We start from the raw sequence: 16,859 nt of genomic DNA, 5'->3' as shown, positions 1-16,859 counted from the left end.
TCAGCCTCCGAGCGACTGCCGCATGCGCTGGAACCGCCGCTTAATATCGGCACTTTCCGCGTTCCTGCAGTTTGGGGTGTCGCGAAGCTCGCCCGGATTGTTGCGGCACTTGGTGACGATGTCGGCAAGTAGCGCTTCGTCCGCGACCAACTCGTCGACAGTGTAGGTCCGTTCGGCCTGATCCGAGCAGGCCGTCAGGCCAAGGATCGCGAGGAAAAGGGAAAATTTCCTCATTGCAGTGCTGCCTTCATCGCGTCCATGCGCTGGCGCCAGTCCTCGGCCTTGCGCTGCTCGTCGACCTGCGCCTGCGCCTGCTGCACCATCCGCAAGCCTTCCATGCGCAGCATGTCGGTCTGAAGAAAAGCCGTTTCCGCCAGAAGCCGCGCCTGAAGGTCGGCGATATCCTTGGCATCGCTTGCCGTCGATATCTTCTCGCGTAACTGGTCGATGCCGTCGATGCGCTTTGTCGCCTTGTCATAGATCTGCTGGCCGAGGCTCATCTGGCCGGCATTCCTGTTCTGGATGCGGGAAAGCTCCTGGGCATAAAAGTCGTCGGCGCTGGTCCGATACGTCGAATTGCCCTCAAGGAATTCCGAAGCCGCATCACCGAGGACGCCCGTGCCCTTGCCCTTGAACAGGCCTTCGATGGCGTCGAAGTCTGCCGGCAGCACCCTGCGGATGGCAGGATCGTTGAGGACGCTGGCGACATCCGCCATGTCGGTGAGCTTGTTAAGCGAGCCATAGAGCTGCTGCGCCTGTTCGATCTGCTGATTGAGGGCGTCGAGCTGCGACTTGAGCTCGGCGATGGTTTCGATGTGCTTGGCGATCGCCGTCTGGTCGATCACCGGAATCCCCTGCCCTGCCGCTGTGCCGGCGGAAAGCATGAGCGCCGCGGCGATCGCCGCGCCATGAAATCTAAATGAGGTCATCAGCTCGCACTCCTTCTTTGCTGGAAAACGGGAAGCCAGTCCTCTCGCCGGTTGCCGACTTCGGCGCGGACCGCGTCGGCAAGCTCGACATTGGCGGTACGGCCGGAAAGGATGGCGAGTTCGTCGCCGAAACCGCTGAGGTTCAGTTCGGCGACGACGCTGTTGTGTCCCTGCTTCAAGACGAACCGCCGACTCTCAACGGAGAGCTCGCGTGCGATCAATTCGTATTCGCGCTCCGTGAGCTTGAAGCCGTCGACATAGTCGGCGCGGTTGCCGCGCGCGTTCGGCAGGAAGATCTGCGTCGGGCATTGTTCGATGATGGTGTGGGCGATCGGCGAGACGATCGCGTCGCGCGGGCTCTGCGTGGCAAACAGCATGAGGCCGTTTTGCTTTCGGATCGTCTTGAGCTTATTCTGGGCAAGATCGCGGAAGCCTTCGTCCTGGAGCGCTTTCCAGAACTCGTCGATCACAATGATGATCCTGCGACCATCGATCAGTTGCTCGACGCGATAGAAGAGATAGGCCATCAGGGGGGCACGGATTTCCTCGTTATCGAGGAAATCGGTCATGTCGTAGCCGACAAACGTGCCACCATCGCCAAATTCACCGAAGCCGATGTCCTCGATTACATTATCGAAGACCCAGCCGAGCGGCCCTCCCGTCTCCCAGCGACGCAGCCGAGCAGCGATCCCTTCCGGGTTCGTGTTGTCCAAAAAAGTCCTGAGCGCGCCGATCGTCCGGCGCTCCACCGGCAGATCGGCGAGGCCTTCGATGGCGGAGGCAATCTCGCGAAGCTCGGTCACGGTCAGTTCCCGCGTGGCCGAACCAGCAAGCTTGCCGACCCAGCGCGTCAGGAACACCTTGTTCTCCGGCGTCAATTCGAGGGCCTTCAAAGGGACGCAGCCGGTCGGAATACCGTTCTTCAGCGGGAGATAGGTGCCGCCGGCGGCGCGTATGTAGAGATCGGCTCCCCTGTCCTTGTCGAAGAACACCACATGTGGATCGTGCTTTTCGAGCTGCGACAGCATGAAGTTGAGCAGCACCGTCTTGCCGGCGCCCGACGGGCCGCAGACGAACGTGTTTCCGAGATCGCCGCAATGGAAATTGAAGTAATATGGCGAGCCGGACGCGGTCTTGAGCAGCGCGACGGCGGGGCCCCATTCATTGCCGTCTTTCTGGCCGATCGGATAGGAGTGGAAGGGCGACAGCGCCGCGAAGTTTCGCGACGAGATCGCTCCGGACCGGGCACGATAGCGGAAATTGCCGGGCAACTGCGCCCACCAGGCCGCCTCGAGACCAAGATCCTCGCGGGCAACGACGGCGCCTCCGCTCGCCAGGCTGGCGCGGGCCTTGGCAAGATTGTCGGTCAGTGCCTTCACCGAGGGAGCAAAGACGCAGAGCGTCAGGTGATGCTCGCCAAGGACGAACCGGTTGGATTCGAGGTCATCCATCGCCCCATCGAGTTCCTCGATCTGTGAGGCCGCCTTGTCGCCGCTGCTGACCATCTGGTTTTGCTTGCGGCCCATGATCACGCGTGCGTCGGCTTTCGAGACGAAGGAGAAGGATTGCGCCAGGATCAGTTCGAAAGGACTGGTAAGCACGCCATCGAGCATGCCGGTCCTGGTGCGAGCCGGATATTCCTTGAAACTCAACATGCCGGCATAGCGGCTAGTCGCCTCGTGCCGGATTTCGATCGTTTCACGGCCGACAATGACGCGATCGGAGTAGATCGCCGAGGCTATGCGCCCTTCTGTCAGCGGGAGCGGTTCCCGCCGGCCGCCGACGATCTGATGCAGCAATTCACTCGGCTCCGAGAAAAGCAAAGCATCATGCTCGTAGAGGGACAGCACGCGCGGCTCGAAGCGTTTCAACGCGGCAGTGACGTCGACGACCTTGTCGCGGAGATGCTTGAGGGCTTCCTCGTCGAGTTCGACGCCCGCCCGACGGGATCGTCGCAGGCGCGACAAGAGCTTTGCCGCCTTGTCTACCGGATCGCGAGCCGGTGACCAGAGGATTGTCAGATAGAGTTCGTTGCGAAACAGGTCCTCGCCCACCATGCGCGTGCGGTATTTGTCGTTCAACTCGGCCGAGAAGGCAGTCGCGAAGGTGCCCTCGGGATAGTCGCTGTCCCGGCGGCGAATAAGATGGGTCCACAAGGCGAGTCGCTCGTCGGCGATGTTGCGGTAGAGCGTGTTGAGGTCGCGATGAAGGGCATTCAGGTCGAGAACATCCGCGGTCTCGAACGCGACGCCTTCGAGCGCGATCGTCACCATCAACGCCCGTGACTCGAGCGCGATTGTCGACTCGTCGACATGGCGGATATAGGGGATGAAGGTCTCCGGAGCGAGCTCGCGGGACCTGAGGGTTGCAAGACTAGGCAAATCCAAGATCCCTCTCGTCAAAGCGCCGGGCAAGCTTCAGGGGCGAAAGGGTCGCCCCGCCCCAATAGAAGCTGTTGCGGGAGCGGCCGCGTGTCTCCACCCAGGCAAGCAAGATGCGGAACATATTTTGGTCGTGCTTGACCAGCGTGCGGAAAACGAGATGAAAGACGACGCCGACAGCCAAGTAGGCGATCGAGCCGGCGACGATGTAGAGAATGATGGTGAGCATGATGTTCACGCCCATGGCTTCCATTGTTACGCCGGCGATCATCGCCGGCCGGGTGCAGGCGATGAACAGCGTGTCTTCCTCGAGCGTCGGCCGCGCGGTCGCCATGCTGTCAGCTCCCGACAATGGTGTTCACGAGTTCGGTGGCGCCGAAGATGCCGCCGATGCCGATGATCCAGAACCCTGCTCGTCTCAGATCCATGTAGCCGAACATCCAGGCGATACAGATCACGATCACTGCAATGACGGCGAGCAGCTTGGCGATATTGCCGGTCAGCATGTCGACGATATTCTGCAGGACGGTTTCGATGCCGGCGGCCTGCGCGAAAGCCGGCTCGACCATGGTGGCTACGATGGCGACGGCCATCAGGGTGGAGGCGGCGATCGGCCGGATACGGGAACTGAAGGTCATTCACTCTGCTCCATTTTATTGTTCTGAAACACGAGGACGGAGGACCGCCGCCGCGAATTGAAGACATCCCAGGCCGGCGCGGACGCCGTCTGATCGTTCGGGGTAGCATCGCTTTCAGCTTCGACGGGGACATCGCCAGCCGTCCCCTCGCTCGGCCCCCTGCCCGCCCCACCATCGCCGATCGTGAGCATTGCGAGGGTTTGGCCGAGCTTTTCGATTTCTTTGCGAACTTGCTCGTCATATTCGACGATAGCGCCGACGGACGGATCGTCCCGCCCGTAGTAGGATCGCAGCATGTCCCGCTCTGCGCGGCTCGGATCGGCGCCGGCCCTCAGTGCGAGCCGGTAGTATCCGTCGAGCAGTGTGGCGGTGGCCTGGAGGTTAAGGCATGGATCGAAAGCGTCAGAAATCGAGAAGCTCATCTTTCGAAGCTCTTCCAAGCCAATGCCGCCGAGGCCGAGCTGGATGTCCTGCCGTTCGGCCGCCAGTGCCGTGGCGACCTCGATCGCCTCAGCCTTGGTCCTGGGCTGTTCAGAGAGCGGCGGCCCGCTGTTGATCCGGATCGCGAAAGGTTCGAAACGACTTTCGAGGCTGACGACGCCAGCAAGAGTTTCGGCCGCGACCATAGGTGCACAGGTCTGCGCGAGATCCACAAAGGCAACGGGCATGCTCAGTACCACACCCTTTGGCGTCCGATCCCCTCGATCGTCACGTCGACATGGTGAGGCTTCGAGCGGACCTTGGGCCGTCTGGTCACATAACGCCGGCATTGTCGCTCGCCGCCCAGGTGGTCCCACCGGGACGAAATGGCACTGCCGGCGCTATCGTAATGGCATTCACTGTTCGAGACAGTTTGGGGTGCGGTAGAGACACAGCTTGCCTCGTGGCCGCGATCACTGCTTCGCGTCGTCAGCCTGAAACCATCATCGCAGGCGTAGGGTTCATATCGCGGCTGCGAGGCCCTGAAGCCGACGCCGCTGCAGGTTGGAAACGCGTGTCCCCTGGCAAGCTCCCGCCAAAGTCTTTTCATCGGAGGCTGGCATGGCGCATACTGTGTCGGGCCGCCCGGGTTTGAAAGGCACAGGATAACCTGGCATCCCCAATCATCTGCCCGCGCAATACTGTCTGAAACGAGGTATGCTGACGAAGCGCCAATCGTCGAAAGGAAGCTGCTGATCAGTAAGTTCTTCATGGAGAGACCCCCGCAAGCGCTGCACTAAATCCCAGCGCTGTTGATTACCGCAACCGATATACCACCTTATATAACGCAGTTAAACAAATGACAAGAGCTCTCAATTCGCAGTGGCACAGCCTCGCCTTCTCGGCTTTCATTTTTCACGAAATCGTCGACAATCCGATTGAGGACGAGACGCCCCAGTCGCGACTGAAGCAGATCGGCATGATGAGCGTGCTCTATATCATGCACCAGGGACACCAGCAGCTAACCCTTTCAAGTGTCGTCGAAATCACGGGCCTTACCCGCACCGGCGTGACGGAAACGATCGACCCGTTGGTGCGGCGTGGATTGTTGACGGAGAAGTTCGTGAAGAATTCGATGGGCCGCGGCAAGGCGCGGCAATTCGACATCGCGCCGCAGATCCTGGAGAAGCTGCGAAGCTTTCAGCAAGACGCTGACAGCGAACCCATTGCACCCTGAGACCGGTCAAAGTCAATGTTATAAGTGACTTTGTTACCTGAGAGCGGCATGGGCCCTGTTTTTCACGAAGCGCCAGATGGATCCGAAGGAATCGTTGGCGTCAAAAAGCGCAACCAAGGCCCCAGAATAAGCCTCATGTGCCAGACTTGGCACGCTGAACGAGAGGCACCGCACCTTCGATCTGACGGCCAACAGCCCGGCCGTAAGCCCGCCAGGAAGGTTCTTTCAATGAGGGATAGGCAGGCTAGCTAAACCTCATACTATTGGCATAATGTGAGTTATAGGAAGGATGGCTATAACTCATGCGCTGGAACTGGCAACGAAACCGCGCTTGCCTATACGATCGAGCGGGGCCGCAAGAGCTATTACGACATGCTGGAGAAAAGCAACAGGAACAATGCGATCACGGGCTGGCTGATCTATTTCGGGCAAACTATTCTTGAGGCTCAGCAGACGACTCTCAACGCATGGAATTCCATATATCGAAAACGCGGCTGTACGACTCGTTGCGTGGCCAGCTAAATCCACGACAAGAGAAAGTTATCGCGCGGATGTTCCGCGAGGGCATCGACGGGTTCAAGGGCGGTCTCAGCGCAGAGAACTACATCAGTATTACGCAGGCCTCCCGCGCAACGGCAACGAGAGACTTGCAGGACCTTGTTGCTAAGGGGGCGTTCCTTCGAACCGGTGAACTGAGGCACACGCGGTATCATCTAAAACTCCCGAAGTGAGCTGATCAGGCGTGGAAGAGGTCGCGCGAACGGGATTACGGGTGGCGGCATTCAGCGACAGGTGAAGTTGCAGGGAGGAAGAAACTCCTGGACGTTGATCCTAGCCACAGAAGGATCACTCGCGATCGGTTTTCTGAGCAGGTGCGGCCGCCTGAAGGTCAGCCGGAATGCTCCTTCCACGACTGCAGGATTTCCATCGACGCCGGTAAAGCGAGAAAACACGCCGTCATTCAAAGTTCTCCAGCGATCTTTGTGCGTCACAAGACGCACGGCGCTGTACAAACCCTCCTTAATGAAGACTAAATCATCAACATCAACAATGTCGCGCCGACAATCAGCAGCGCGGAAACGGTTGATGCCCAGATCACAAGCATATCGTGATCGTAGTGGTTCTTCTCTCGGTCAGAGCGATGCATTTGTGCCTTCTCCGGCTCATCTTCCCGCAGCCTTTGGGTCACTCCCTGCTAAGTACCGATTTTACTCCCAAATAAACAATTCCACTATAAGCCGTCGCAGCTATGCGGGGGCGCCCGAAGGGCTTATGCGGCTAGCCTGACCGCTCAACGTGACCGTCACATAGCCGCCGACATCACGATCAAAGCAGTCGCGGCGACGGCCCCCGGATAGCAAGACGACGATAACTGCCTCGGCGCAGAGATGTTAAGTTTGCCCGACAGAACCAGCCGCCGTCGCTGTGTGCAGTGCGTCAGCAGGCCGTGCCCACGAGGGGCGTCTTGAGGCTCGCCCCCGGCAGGTCGTGATGCCGATCAGCGCGTTGACAGGACCACTGCGGTCAAGCGAAAAGACGTTGGAGGAGAATATTGGGCAATGATCTGAGCGCCGCTGTGTTTCACGCTCCGCTGATGGACATCGACGACGAGCTGCGAGGCATGCTTCTTGTCGACCGGGAGAGGACAACAAGGGCGATTGCGATCCACCTTTTGCTGCGTATGCGGCCCCAGGTCCTGTTTCGGAGGAACTCGGAAGATGTAGCTCTCGAGGAAGTCGTCGATGGGATCGTTGATGCCATCCTGACTGTTCCGGAGAGGGTACTTGGCGATTTCGCCCAGGGAGGCTGCGCCACGTGCGGCCGCAACGGGCTTCATTGCCAGGGTAGTGTCAAAAGCTCTGACTGACTGTTTTGAGCCTGTTCATGCTGATCGCCCGGGTGGGGCCTGATCCCGTCTGGTCGTCGCAAGACACATGGCCAGCGCATTCACCGGGTGAGGCGCACGAGCCCGCGCCGCAACCTCGCGCAAAAAAACGACCTTCCCCTTTTGCGGGAAATCAATTAGCGTTCAACTCAGCCGACATGAGCGGAGCCTGTGCTTCCGGACGATGCGATCAAGATTATCGCTATGAGAGCGTCCGGCCACATCGTCTTGCGCCGGACTCTTGAAGGAGAGTCGTCATGTCGAAACAATTAAAGCATAGCCCTCGCCCGTCGAACGAGACGGGCGCGAAAGATGATGTCGCGGTGGCGGCGGCTGTGAAACTTGCGATGGAGGTCTTTGGCTGCGACGCGAAAACCGCCGCGGCGCATCGCGCGATCGAAGCCTGGGTGGAAAAGCGCGAGGGCGAGTTCACGTTCTGGCTGCATGTCTTCAGTACTCTCAATCCGGACTCCATTCGACCGGCGCGTCAGTTTCGCAGAAGCGCGTAAGTCAAGGCGGTGCCGGACCGATTGGCTTCCGAGTGCCTACCAAAAAAAAGCGTACCAGGCGCAGGCGCTTTAGCGCCGAAGCCCGTTCGCGCGCAGCTTGACCGGTAACAGGGCAACCGCAGGAGGTTTTAGCGTTAGCGCCGCCCGACGGGCGGAAACCGGGACCGACTGCCCCCGGGCAAGCTGCTCCGCTTGAAGGAACTCGCTCGTGCGGCACGTATTCTGAACGAATGGGCTGACCACCGCTACGCCGCGCGCTCGCGAGCGGCTTCGCTACCGCCCAGCTACACATGGGGTAATCGCGGTGCGACTGCCCCGGCAGCAGCAAGCAAAGATCACGCGCGGGTGCTGAAATTGGAGGGCGATGCCGTCCGCCTCATGCTATAAAGGCCGATGACCAAAAGCGAACAGCAGTACGAGTTCTCAGAATTCTCCGGCGAATTCATCGATGACGATGTAATCGTCATTTTGCGTATTTACCGTCCTGCCGACACCAATCTCGATTGGGTGCTTGAGGTATTCGACCAGGAAGGGAACACGACCATCTGGGATAACACCTTCGACACGGATCGAGATGCGTTCCAAGAATTCCTGGCCACTGTTCAGCGCGACGGTATACGAAGCTTCGTAGATGCACCGGTGCAAAGGCTACATTGACGCTTGACCAGATTACCCCGCGCCAATGGCTTTCAGTTCCTGCCCTGTGAGACCCTTCAATCTGTGAGGTTGTAATGAGTTGGGGGCAGGCATGGCGACAACAGTTCGCGCTGAGAAGGTGGGTACACAGATGTCCGACGGCGACATCGAGTCGGCGCTTGGCGTCGCCTGCGAATTGCTTGAGATGACGCACGAAGGGATAATCCGCCTCATCATTCGCGAATGGCTGGAGGAATACGGCTTACTGCCCATCTATGATCTGGACGAGGGTAGCGAGAGGAAGGGGAGTGCGTGAACGGCTTTACTGACGAAGAGAGAGCGGCCGACCGGAAGCGCCGCGACGATGCGATTAAACTGAGAAACGCCAGAGACGCAGCTTGGCGTCGTTCGGGGGCAGCCAGACAGATACGAGATGTATCCACTGTGGCAGACCGATGAGCTCGTGGGAGGCCACCAATCCCGAAATTCCTTTGTGCGACATCTGCCTCTGAATACCCGTTTCCGTAAGAGCGCATTGTTAGTGAGCCTTTGCGCCTTCCTTTCGGGATGCGAGCTAGGGGAGTGCCATCCGCCTCTGCCTCCGCTGCTCCGCAATTTGGAAGCGTCGGGAGGCTGGTGGACCAACGGGTGCCCCCCTCCCGAAAATTTTCTTCGTAGCCGCATGCCAGAAGGCGTTTCACCGGAGCTCACAAGGCGATTGCGGATGCGGTTCCCGGCCCCCGGTGATGCTGCGGCTTTGGAACGTCACCTGCAGGGAGAAGGGTTCCAGATTTCCTCACCTTGCGGTGATCATGCTCCGAGAGTGCGTCTGGGTCAGTTTCACCAAGAGGGTTGTCCGTACCCGATGAATGCGAACATAGCTTGGGAGCGAGCAGAGGACGGAACAGTGACCTGGGCAAAAGGTCACGTCTTTTACAAATACCCGTAGGCTCTCGTCACGCCGCCGATCGCTCCTGCTGGTCTGGCACTCTCGCCGCACGCATAAACCGCACGGAAGCCGAGCTACTTCAGTTCGTATATCGTCAAATCATCCGCCCTCTCCCTGATCCCCTTGAACGACGGATGCCGCAGCTTGCCGTCTTCCGTCCAGGCGCGATACGCTATTTCCGCGACGAGGAAAGGCTCCGTGAAGACCGCGCCCTTCCGCTTCAGGTTCACCGCCGGCGAATCCGTCTCGATCTCCCCTAGCAACTCCCGAAGCTTCACCGACTCTTCACGCGTCCAGCCGGTTCCGCAGCCTCCGACATAGACGAGTTCGCCGCCTCTGCGCGCCGCTAACAGCAGACGCCCGATTGCGCCGGTAACGGTCGATTGCTCGAAGCCGATGATGACGAAACTGTCGCGGCGGGTGCAGGTGATCTTGCGCCACGCATCGTTTCGGCCTGAGCGATATGGCCCCTCGCCGTGCTTCGCGATAATACCTTCGAGCCCGAGCTCGCAGACGACCCGGAGAAACTCGTCGCCGTCTGCCTCAACCTCTTCAGACAAGCGAATGGCGCCCTCACGGCCTGCAACAAGTGGCTCCAACATGCGTCGGCGCTCCCGCTGCGGCAGTCGGCGCAGGTCGCGGCCATTGAGATAGAGGAGATCAAAAGCAAAGAGGATGATTTCGCCGGGCTCATGCGCGGAGGGACGGCGGCCGAGGGCGCGCTGCAACATGCCGAAATCGGATCGGCCCTGCTCGTCGAGAACGACCGCCTCGCCATCAAGTATGGCAGTCTTGAGCCGGAGCTGCCGCGTCTCGGCGATGATCGACGGAAAGCGGTGCGTCCAGTCGTACCCACCCCGCGTTATGATGCGGATTCTGTCAGGTTCGATATGAAGCGCCAACCGATAGCCATCCCATTTCACCTCGAAGGCCCATTCCGGACCTTTTGGCGGCTTGTCGACGAGCATCGCAATGCACGGGTCGACGCGCGCCGGCATAGGGTCTGGCGGAGGCGTGCCATGCGGCTTTTTTGATGAAGATATGGCCATCGCAAGATTAAAGCGGGCGGCGCCGCAAAAAAGCCTCAGCGATACGATTTCCGCCAACCTGCGGCCCACGCCTCAAATTCCGAACAGAACCAGCGTTCCCCATATGCCGGACTTATCCGGGTTTGCGAGTAATACTCTTGCCCGGGCACGTGGAAAATTCTCTCTCCCGTGACGCTGACATTACCCTTGATGTGGCAGGATTCGCCACCTGAGCCCTTCCACAAACCAAGAAGGTCGCTGAAGGTGATGCCGCCGGCTGCGCCGACCGCGAGCGCCGCGCCCAATAATCCCGGCGCTGCAAAAAGCGCAGAACGCTGTTGCTGCTTTCGGGCGCCTTGTCGATAAATCATGCCACCCCCCATTTCGCCTGACGATGGTAGAAGAAGGCACAAATTAGCAAAAGCTGCACAAAGGGAGTATCAACGGCTGCGGGCCGCATTGACTCTTAGCACCACCGGAACATAATAGGAACGTTCATCGGCGTTGCGGCCGCCAATCTGAAAACCCGTGGGGCAAAAGTCTCCGTGCGTGCGCGGAGAAGGAGTCGTTATGTCTGCCGAGAAGCATACTTCCGACATCGAGGAATTCGACACCTGGATGGATGCGGTCGCGTCAGCACTTGCCTGGCATGGCGGCGACGCAGAAGCTACCATCCGGACGCTCCTCGCCGACTGCAAGCATCTGCGAGAACAACTGGCACTGGCTCAGATTGCGATGGCTCTGGGCTTCACTCGCGGCTGGTCGCCCTGCCCGGAGCGCCAGGATGAGGTGACGACGTGAGCGACGAGCAAGGCGCGGCCAAGCACGATACAACGCTGTACGTGCACTATTGCGAGCATCCCGACTGCAAAAGATGGGGTGCCTTTGGGTTCGCCGTCGGGAAATCGGAGCCGAACTGGTTCTGTCTCGAACACCGGCCAGATTGGAAGCCACGCAATGCCTAGAGCTGGTGCCTGGTGGCTGTCCGAGCTTGTCGGACGCAAGATCCGGATCGAATGTGAATGCGGGGTAAAAAGATGCTACGACGCGAGGGCCATGCTCAAGCGGACCGGGGACCGCACCATGCCCGCTCTGTTGACGGAATTGGCGATTGCGAACGGATGCGTGAAAACGGGCAACAAGTTCTATGACCGTTGTCGGCTGGTCTATCGAGAGACACTGCCCGACCAGGATGACAAGCTCTCCCGATGGAACCGGCCGACGGTGCGGCGCCGGCCGGCTCTCCCGACGAGATCACCTTCGCGAACCTTCCGGAATGGTATGACCTGTTCTGCAGTTGCCGCAGATGCGGCCGCGAGAACCGGATCGATCGGCGCGCGCTGGCGCGGCGGTTCGGGGCAAAGCGGCCGATACTCTCCCTCGCGCGATACCTGCACTGCACGGACTGCGGGAATAAGGATCGGAATGTCGTCAAGATTGGTCGAATCAGCCGATGAAGCCGCCGTCCTTAACGGCAGCATTCCAATGTGCCAACTGGCTCAGTGATTTTATCAGATTGGACCAGCTCAATGATGCTTCGCTACTTTCTGGCTGCCGCCCAGATCTCGCTTCTTGCAATTTCGCCGGCCCTGGGCGGCGCCGGTCCGATCATCGGGCGCGCAACCGTGATCGATGGAGACACGATCGAAATCAGAGGAGAGCGAATTCGCTTGCACGGCGTCGATGCGCCGGAGAGCTGGCAAAGATGCGGGGATGGCGACGGCGGCGCCTATCGATGTGGCAAAGATGCTGCCTTCGCACTGAACAGATTCCTGACGGCTTCTCGTCCTACCCGCTGCGACGTGCTCGAGCGCGACCGATACGGACGCTTCGTCGGAATCTGCTTTCGCGCTGACGGCCGCGAGATCAATCACTGGCTCGTCGAAAGCGGGAATGCGGTGGATTGGGAAGCGTACAGCAAGGGAGCCTATGCCGATGCTCAGGAGTTCGCACGGTCACGGGGCGCTGGCATCTGGCGTGGACAATTCCAGTTGCCTTGCCAGGCACGCGCGGAACGGGCAAAGCGAGGGCCGTCATGCTGAACGCGGCCTGCAAACTCGCATTACGGGAAAAACGAAAACGTCGGCTCGGTTTCGGGCGCTCTCGTCTCCAGCGTGCAGCCAGTATGAGGGCGCGTATAATGATCACCTCCTCGCCGGCTTCGACGCGTGCCAACAACTTCACCGAGGAGGTCTACAACAAACGACGGCTCCATTCAGCGCTCGCCTACTTGAGCCCCCAACAGTTCGAGGATCAACACATCCGGCAGACTGGCAAATCAGCAGCCTGATCCATGTCCACCCCAAGGGGCGCACTCCGCCTGAACATTTGCCCGCCTGCTAATAGCCGGCAGAGACAACCTGACGAAGTCCGAGACCCTCACGAATTCCGCCGTCTAGGCATTCCTTGCCCCTTGCGACGCGCGATATCATTCCCGTCTTCCACCAAGGCCGCACCAATTTGAAGGCTTGGCAAACTTTGCCAATCTCCTTGGCAGCTTTGGCGTCGAGTGTTAAGGTTTGGCCTGTGAACGGAGGCGACCCATGGCGACGATGAACATCTCTCTCCCTGATCCAATGAAGACCTGGATCGAGACACGACTGAAGCAAGGCGAATTCAGCAACACAAGTGACTATGTGCGCCACTTGATTCGCCGTGATCAGCAGCGGGAGGCCGCGATCGCGACAATTCAGCAGGCGATAGACGAGGGGCTCTCCAGTGGGGAGCCTGAACCATTTGATGCCGCAAGCTTCAATGCACGCATGCGGGAGCAGCATGGCGCGAAGTAGTCCATGGGAACTCCGACTGACACCGCGTGCACGCGCTGATCTTGAGGACATTTGGCAGTATACTGCGGAAACCTGGTCTGTGGAGCAAGCGGATCTCTACGTCGAAGGCTTATCAGGCACATTTGAGGCCGTTCTTGCGATGCCGGAAATGGCGCGGGAGCGAAGCGAATTTGCCGTACCCGTTCGCATTCACCCCAGCGGCCAGCATGTCATCATCTACCGGATCGAGCCCGACTACCTCCTGATCATCCGCGTCCTCGGCGCGCGGCAAGATTGGCGCGCGGCCTTGGAGATCCTCGACAATGGTCTTCTCTGAGCAAAGCCGGTAGTCACGTTCGAAATTAAAGGAAGAAGACAGCCCGGGGCTGATTTATCCTTCCGTGAGGGCAACGGGTGGCACCTGCCTTGTCGCCTTCCATCCCACTCTTATTCAGAATCTGAGGCAGGGCGCAATATGGCGGCTTGAATGGCAGGGAACTCCGCAACCCGAAATCTCGAGGCTTTAAACCAGCTAGAACAAGGTCTGGTTATTGGGTCACTCACGCCAACATTCACGGTGCGGTTGTCGTGCCCGGGCGCTTTTTGGTCGAGACGAACGTCAAGCGCGTCCAGCACGTCGATGGCGGTTACGTGGCGGAAATTCTGGTGAAGGAAGGCGACCCCCTCGAGCAACGCACCTCCTCATCCGGCTCTACGGCACGCTGCTGAGCGCCGATCTCGCAATCAGGACCGTACAGCTGTATCCCTCCGGTGGCGGCCGCCTTGCCGAGGTAGGCTGAAGACTGCAAGTCCTACTGCAAGCACTGGGGATAGTCCGATGACGAAGCATCAGATTGAGGTCATAACGTCGGTCGAGCGGCGTCGGCGCTGGTCTCGGGAGGAGAAGACATCGAGCGCGAGATCAACGGTCTTGCCGCCGCTGAGCGCCTGGAGCGGCGTCGCCGCGAAACATCCGCTTGGCACCGAACTCCACGAATGGCTGCGGGCCGAACGAGCAACGCTGTCGCGCAGTTCACCGGTCGGCGAGTCGATCGATTACATGCTGAAGCGCTGGGACGGGTTTACGGCCTTCCTTAGTGACGGCCGCGTCTGCCTGACGAATAACGCCGCCGAACGGGCGCCGCGCGGCTTCGTTCTCGGCAGGAAGGCATGGCTCTTCGCCGGTTCCGATCGAGGTGCTTATCGCGCCGCCTTCATGGCGAGCGTTTCGAGCAAGGCATCCCATACACCTTGCTCGGCCCAACGCCGAAATCGCACATAGACCGACTTCCATTTCCCATATCGCTCATGCATATCGCGCCAGGGGCAGCCGACGCGCAGGACGTGGAGCATCCCGTTAAGAAATCGGCGATTATCAAGTGATGGGCGCGATTTGCGCCCGCGTTCTCTTGGTAAGAATGGCGCGATGATCCGCCATGCCGCATCACTCAAATCGCCTCGTGCCAAAGCCGCCTCCGCAAAAGCAGCTATGAATCAAAGATTGGCCAAAAAGGGAATCGGGAGGGTTCTGTGAGGTCGCGCGGGGATGCGCTGGCGAACTGACGCCGGGGGCGACCTCATTGAAGCCGGATTGAACTGGCCCGCTGACGCTGGCACGCCGCTATGGATTTAGTGCTGCGGCGTTTGATCGTGGCGCGCCGGTATTGATGGCGCGCGCCGCGGCGGCAAGGGCAATGCCGCGGTGCGGCGGCGTCCGGCGCTGGTGTTGTGGGGAACACCGGGGTGTTGAGCGCGGCTTTGGCAGAGCCGGAACCGGAGCGGGATGACACAGGGGACAGGGGCCCCTGTCGCACCGACCTGCGCCGGCGCGGCAAGGCTGTCGGGACCAATGGGCGCGGCGGCGTGGACTCATGACGTATCGGGCCGTGGTCGCGCCCGCGGCAGCCTGACGGTGATGCGCAGGATGCCGCCGCAGCAGGGACAGACGGTCGGATCGAAGGGGCCTCGCTGACAACTTTCCGCCCGGCTGCGTTCCGGCGGGGCATCGGCCAGCAATCGCCTGATGACGGCGAGGCGGGCGCGGCGGATGCCGTTGGCGAGGAAACCGTAATGGCGGATGCGGTGGAAACCGTCGGGCAGGCAGTGGAGCAGGAAGCGGCGGATGAACTCGTGCGGTGCCAGTGTCATCGAGCGTGGGGCATTGCCGTGGCGGTAGTCGCGCCAGCGGAAGGTCACGCCGGTGGCGTCAGCGCTGACGAGGCGGCTGTTGGCGATGGCGACGCGATGGGTGTAGCGGCCGAGATAGGCGAGCACCCGTTCGGGCGATCCGAACGGCGGCTTGGCATAGACGACCCAGCGCTTCTTGCGCAGCGGACGCAGCGCCCGGGCCAAGGCATTGCCGTCGCCAAGCGGCGCGAGGGCGCCGAAGAAACGCAGGCCTCCGGCCGTCTGCGCCGCCTGCAAACGCTCGAGGAACAGGCGGCGGAACAGCCGGGAGAGCACCCGAACCGGCAGGAAGAAACGTCGGCGGCGACAGGCGACCCAGCGGCGGCGATCGGCGGCCAGCACGCCGCCGGGGACGAGGCAGTGGAGGTGCGGGTGATGGGTCAGCGTCTGCCCCCAGGTGTGGAGGATGGCGAGGAAGCCGAGTTCGCCGCCGAGATGACGGGGATCGGCGGCAATGGTCTTGAGCGTCTCGGCGGCCGCCTCGAACAGGATCGTATAGAGCTGCCGCTTGTTCTGATAGGCGATCGCGGCGATCTCGGCCGGCACGGTGAACACGACATGGAAGTACGGCACCGGCAACAGATCGGCCTGGCGGTCGGCGAGCCAGCGATCGCGCGCGGCACCCTGGCATTTGGGGCAGTGGCGGTTGCGACAGGAGTTGTAGGCGACGCGGCTCAAGGCGCAGTCGTCGCAGGTCTCGACATGGCCGCCGAGCGCCGCCGTCCGGCACAGCGCGATCGCCGCCATGACGCGGCGTTCCCCCCGGCCGAGATGACCGTCATGGGTACGACGATAAGCGGGGCCATGGCGGCGGAAGATGTCCGCCACCTCCAGCGCCGGTCGCATGGCGCGATCTCAGGCCGGCGGCACGACCTCGAGGCGCAGCCGATCGAGCGGGCTCACGGTCCGGGCGATCGTGGTTGTCGCCACCTGCGTGTAGCGTGCCGTCGTCGACAGGTGGGTGTGTCCGAGCAGCACCTGGATGATGCGGATATCGACGCCGCTCTCGAGCAGATGGGTGGCAAAGCTGTGCCGCAGCGTGTGCACGCTGACCCGCTTGGTCAATCCCGCCGCCTTGGTCGCCGAACGGCAGGCGGCATAAAGCACCTGCACATCGATCGGCTTGTCGCCCCGTCCGGGAAACAGCCAGTTCCTTGGGCGCGCCAGCCGCCAATAGGTGCGCAGGATGGCAAGCAGCTGCGGCGACAGCATCACCGTGCGATCCTTGGCGCCCTTGCCGTGACGGACCTGGATCACCATGCGTTGGCTGTCGATGTCGGCCACCTTCAGGC

General features: G+C 60.7%; 22 protein-coding genes and 3 pseudogenes. 13 read left to right on the top strand and 12 right to left on the bottom strand.

Annotated elements, in window-relative coordinates:
- From CO676_RS16785 to CO676_RS36085, 7 genes are read right to left on the bottom strand one after another with little or no spacing between them, the layout of a single operon-like run.
- Positions 1–234 carry an EexN family lipoprotein gene (locus tag CO676_RS16785; protein WP_097521906.1) on the bottom strand — a complete coding sequence of 78 codons (234 nt, stop codon included), beginning with the start codon at positions 232–234 and terminating at the stop codon, positions 1–3.
- Complete coding sequence (gene virB5 / locus CO676_RS16780; RefSeq protein WP_097521905.1) at positions 231–929, bottom strand: P-type DNA transfer protein VirB5; 699 nt, start codon at positions 927–929, stop codon at positions 231–233. The genes CO676_RS16785 and virB5 overlap by 4 nt, the downstream gene beginning before the upstream one ends.
- Positions 929–3,310 carry a VirB4 family type IV secretion system protein gene (locus CO676_RS16775; RefSeq protein WP_097522047.1) on the bottom strand — a complete coding sequence of 794 codons (2,382 nt, stop codon included), beginning with the start codon at positions 3,308–3,310 and terminating at the stop codon, positions 929–931. The genes virB5 and CO676_RS16775 overlap by 1 nt, the downstream gene beginning before the upstream one ends.
- On the bottom strand, positions 3,303–3,644 hold the full coding sequence (locus CO676_RS16770) for a type IV secretion system protein VirB3 (RefSeq protein WP_097521904.1): 342 nt from the start codon (positions 3,642–3,644) through the stop codon (positions 3,303–3,305). The genes CO676_RS16775 and CO676_RS16770 overlap by 8 nt, the downstream gene beginning before the upstream one ends.
- A 4-nt stretch (positions 3,645–3,648) precedes the next feature.
- Entirely contained in the window at positions 3,649–3,948 is a 300-nt protein-coding gene (locus tag CO676_RS16765) for a TrbC/VirB2 family protein (protein ID WP_014763651.1), read from the bottom strand.
- Entirely contained in the window at positions 3,945–4,616 is a 672-nt protein-coding gene (locus CO676_RS16760) for a lytic transglycosylase domain-containing protein (RefSeq protein ID WP_097521903.1), read from the bottom strand. Before CO676_RS16760 ends, CO676_RS16765 begins: the two co-directional genes overlap by 4 nt.
- 2 nt (positions 4,617–4,618) lie before the next feature.
- Positions 4,619–5,140, bottom strand: coding sequence for a hypothetical protein (locus CO676_RS36085; RefSeq protein WP_097521902.1), 522 nt, complete (start codon positions 5,138–5,140; stop codon positions 4,619–4,621).
- Between the two features lie 87 nt (positions 5,141–5,227).
- Here CO676_RS36085 and CO676_RS16750 point away from each other — a divergent pair, with 87 nt between their 5' ends.
- From CO676_RS16750 to CO676_RS16725, 6 genes and pseudogenes are all read left to right on the top strand, one after another.
- Entirely contained in the window at positions 5,228–5,605 is a 378-nt protein-coding gene (locus tag CO676_RS16750; RefSeq protein ID WP_097521901.1) for a MarR family transcriptional regulator, read from the top strand.
- 327 nt (positions 5,606–5,932) lie between these two features.
- Positions 5,933–6,336: pseudogene (locus tag CO676_RS36080) on the top strand (DUF4172 domain-containing protein); the annotation flags it as partial.
- Positions 6,337–7,157: 821 nt separating this feature from the next.
- Positions 7,158–7,472 (top strand): hypothetical protein, encoded by a 315-nt coding sequence (locus CO676_RS16740; RefSeq protein ID WP_245424335.1) that lies wholly within the window; start codon positions 7,158–7,160, stop codon positions 7,470–7,472.
- A gap of 275 nt (positions 7,473–7,747) precedes the next feature.
- Positions 7,748–7,999, top strand: coding sequence for a hypothetical protein (locus CO676_RS16735; protein WP_097521900.1), 252 nt, complete (start codon positions 7,748–7,750; stop codon positions 7,997–7,999).
- Between the two features lie 393 nt (positions 8,000–8,392).
- Positions 8,393–8,656 (top strand): hypothetical protein, encoded by a 264-nt coding sequence (locus tag CO676_RS16730; protein ID WP_097521899.1) that lies wholly within the window; start codon positions 8,393–8,395, stop codon positions 8,654–8,656.
- A 91-nt stretch (positions 8,657–8,747) separates the two neighbouring features.
- A complete protein-coding gene (locus CO676_RS16725) occupies positions 8,748–8,951 on the top strand; it encodes a hypothetical protein (RefSeq protein ID WP_144340141.1) in 204 nt (67 codons plus the stop codon).
- Between the two features lie 707 nt (positions 8,952–9,658).
- Here the strand turns inward: CO676_RS16725 and ligD are convergent.
- The gene (gene ligD, locus CO676_RS16720; RefSeq protein WP_097522045.1) at positions 9,659–10,633 is read right to left on the bottom strand and encodes a non-homologous end-joining DNA ligase; all 975 of its coding nucleotides are present in this window, start codon (positions 10,631–10,633) and stop codon (positions 9,659–9,661) included.
- 35 nt (positions 10,634–10,668) lie between these two features.
- The gene (locus CO676_RS16715; RefSeq protein WP_097522046.1) at positions 10,669–10,983 is read right to left on the bottom strand and encodes a succinoglycan biosynthesis protein exoi; all 315 of its coding nucleotides are present in this window, start codon (positions 10,981–10,983) and stop codon (positions 10,669–10,671) included.
- A 199-nt stretch (positions 10,984–11,182) separates the two neighbouring features.
- On the opposite strand from CO676_RS16715, the gene CO676_RS16710 reads away from it, so the two are divergent.
- The 7 genes and pseudogenes from CO676_RS16710 to CO676_RS16675 all read left to right on the top strand — a co-directional run.
- Positions 11,183–11,413 carry a hypothetical protein gene (locus tag CO676_RS16710; RefSeq protein WP_014763635.1) on the top strand — a complete coding sequence of 77 codons (231 nt, stop codon included), beginning with the start codon at positions 11,183–11,185 and terminating at the stop codon, positions 11,411–11,413.
- 728 nt (positions 11,414–12,141) lie between these two features.
- A complete protein-coding gene (locus CO676_RS16695; protein ID WP_014763634.1) occupies positions 12,142–12,654 on the top strand; it encodes a thermonuclease family protein in 513 nt (170 codons plus the stop codon).
- Positions 12,655–13,155: 501 nt separating this feature from the next.
- Positions 13,156–13,401, top strand: a complete 246-nt coding sequence (locus CO676_RS16690) for a type II toxin-antitoxin system ParD family antitoxin (protein ID WP_014763632.1) — start codon at positions 13,156–13,158, stop codon at positions 13,399–13,401.
- On the top strand, positions 13,352–13,717 hold the full coding sequence (locus CO676_RS16685; RefSeq protein WP_332908276.1) for a type II toxin-antitoxin system RelE/ParE family toxin: 366 nt from the start codon (positions 13,352–13,354) through the stop codon (positions 13,715–13,717). Before CO676_RS16690 ends, CO676_RS16685 begins: the two co-directional genes overlap by 50 nt.
- Positions 13,718–13,754: 37 nt before the next feature.
- A pseudogene (locus CO676_RS16680) lies at positions 13,755–13,907 on the top strand (RES family NAD+ phosphorylase); the annotation flags it as partial.
- Positions 13,908–13,968: 61 nt separating this feature from the next.
- Positions 13,969–14,109: a hypothetical protein gene (locus CO676_RS35245; protein WP_153297029.1), complete on the top strand. Its 141-nt coding sequence runs from the start codon at positions 13,969–13,971 to the stop codon at positions 14,107–14,109.
- Between the two features lie 177 nt (positions 14,110–14,286).
- Positions 14,287–14,608 (top strand): annotated as a pseudogene (locus tag CO676_RS16675) (transposase); the annotation flags it as partial.
- Here CO676_RS16675 and CO676_RS16670 read toward each other — a convergent pair.
- The 3 genes from CO676_RS16670 to CO676_RS16660 form a co-directional block, all read right to left on the bottom strand.
- Positions 14,581–14,832 carry a transposase gene (locus tag CO676_RS16670; protein ID WP_245424344.1) on the bottom strand — a complete coding sequence of 84 codons (252 nt, stop codon included), beginning with the start codon at positions 14,830–14,832 and terminating at the stop codon, positions 14,581–14,583. The pseudogene CO676_RS16675 and the gene CO676_RS16670 sit on opposite strands and share 28 nt — an antisense overlap.
- Positions 14,833–15,249: 417 nt before the next feature.
- Positions 15,250–16,413 carry an IS91 family transposase gene (locus tag CO676_RS16665; RefSeq protein WP_097521896.1) on the bottom strand — a complete coding sequence of 388 codons (1,164 nt, stop codon included), beginning with the start codon at positions 16,411–16,413 and terminating at the stop codon, positions 15,250–15,252.
- A 9-nt stretch (positions 16,414–16,422) separates the two neighbouring features.
- Positions 16,423–16,859, bottom strand: a 437-nt coding sequence (locus CO676_RS16660; protein ID WP_179875511.1) for a tyrosine-type recombinase/integrase, incomplete at its 5' end; no start/stop codon positions are given.

The organism is Sinorhizobium sp. BJ1 (assembly GCF_002531555.1).
Lineage (GTDB): Bacteria > Pseudomonadota > Alphaproteobacteria > Rhizobiales > Rhizobiaceae > Sinorhizobium > Sinorhizobium fredii_B.
This window is presented reverse-complemented; position numbering and strand designations above follow the sequence as displayed.